Origin of the sequence: Halomonas colorata (genome assembly GCF_014897985.1) — a bacterium.
Taxonomy (GTDB): Bacteria; Pseudomonadota; Gammaproteobacteria; order Pseudomonadales; family Halomonadaceae; genus Vreelandella; species Vreelandella colorata.
Genome location: NZ_JABUZA010000095.1, coordinates 1 through 1,761, shown reverse-complemented (window position 1 = coordinate 1,761; position 1,761 = coordinate 1). Strand labels below are relative to the sequence as shown.

General features: G+C 59.5%; 1 protein-coding gene. It reads left to right on the top strand.

Going from position 1 to position 1,761, the window contains the following annotated elements:
* Positions 1–297: 297 nt before the first annotated feature.
* The gene (gene iscB, locus INT33_RS20905) at positions 298–1,686 is read left to right on the top strand and encodes an RNA-guided endonuclease IscB (RefSeq protein ID WP_193086018.1); all 1,389 of its coding nucleotides are present in this window, start codon (positions 298–300) and stop codon (positions 1,684–1,686) included.
* Positions 1,687–1,761 lie beyond the last annotated feature (75 nt).

Sequence of the window (1,761 nt, the reverse complement as noted above, 5' to 3'; positions counted from 1 at the left end):
GTCAATTACCTCCGGCTGAAGCCGGAGGCTTGTAAAAGCAAGCCCGGTTGACCAGGGAAAGCGGTAGCCAACCCGCTACGTTGATAACAGGTCGCCAAGACTCACCGCCAAATGCTTCCTCAGTTTGGCGCTCTGAAAGGTCAGGATCATGCTGGCGCAGGGTAAAACGCCGAAGGTCTTGATCGCTGCCGATAGCCATATCGTTGGCAGGAGCCGGTTATCAACCTTCCCGAGGGGAGACGGGGCGAAAGCCCTGCGACACCAGGCCCGTAAGGGCATTGATTAGGAGGAAATCGCATGGCGGTTTTCGTACGGGATAAACACAAGCGGCCACTGATGCCGTGCAGCGAAAAGCGCGCCCGGTTGCTGTTGGCGCGTGGTCGTGCCGTGGTACATAAGCGCTATCCGTTCACGATCCGGCTGAAAGATCGGGTGGGTGGTGACACGCAACCGCTTCGCCTGGGCATCGACCCTGGCAGCAAAACGACCGGGCTGGCGTTGATGCGTGAAACGGACAGCACCGAATCAGACGGCCCGCAACGGCATGTATTGTGCTTATTTGACCTGGTGCATCGTGGCTATCAGATCAAGAAGTCACTGGAGCAGCGCCGTGGCTTTCGGCGGCGTCGCCGGTCAAAGAATCTGCGTTATCGCGCCCCGCGCTTCAACAATCGCACCAAGCCCAAAGGCTGGCTGGCCCCCAGCCTGCAACATCGAGTGGATACGGTCATGGCCTGGGTAGAACGACTCAGCAAGCTAGCCCCCGTCACGGCCATCAGCCAGGAGTTGGTGCGCTTTGATACCCAGAAGCTCGACAACCCGGAGATTAGCGGGGTCGAGTACCAGCAAGGTACTTTGCTGGGCTACGAGGTACGCGAGTACCTGCTGGCAAAATGGGGCCGTGAGTGTGCCTATTGTGGCACCGGCGACACACCGCTGGAGATTGAGCATGTGGTGCCGCGTTCACGCGGTGGTTCCAACCGGGTCAGCAACTTGACCCTTAGCTGCCACCCCTGCAATCAGGCTAAGGGTTCGCTGCCGTTGGCGGACTTTTTCTCCCGTGACAAGGGGCTGAGAAAACGCCTCAAGGCTAACGGCTTATCAGCGGACGCACGGCTGGAGCGGGTACAACGCCAGCTCAAGCAACCGCTGCGCGATGCCAGTGCGGTTAATGCCACGCGCTGGGCACTGTTTAATGCGCTTAAAACGACGGGACTGCCGGTGGCAGTCGCCAGCGGTGGTCGCACTAAATACAACCGTCAGCGACTCGGCATTCCTAAGACTCACGCCCTGGATGCGGCTTGTGTGGGCGCTTTCGGCTGGTTGCACGACTGGACAGCCTCGACGCTAACGATCAAATGCACCGGGCGCGGCAACTACCAGCGCACCCGCTTGACGAAATATGGTTTTCCGCGTGGCTATCTGATGCGCCAGAAGCAGGTGCGGGGCTTTCAAACCGGCGACATAGTGAAAGCCGTGGTGCCTAGCGGCAAAAAGGCCGGTACCTATACGGGCCGCGTCGCGGTGCGCAAAACCGGCAGTTTCAATATCCAGACCGACCAGGGTGCCGTGCAGGGCATTTCGCACAAACACTGCACCGTGATACAACGCGGTGATGGCTACGGCTATCACCTCACCCCGACTATTCACCAACTAAAAGGAGGAGCGGGACAGGCGGTGGCGTAACCGAGTCGCTCTGCGAGCGACGCGCTATCCCTCCCGGCACTAGAAGTACCGGGTATCCCGCGCAAAATCTGATGA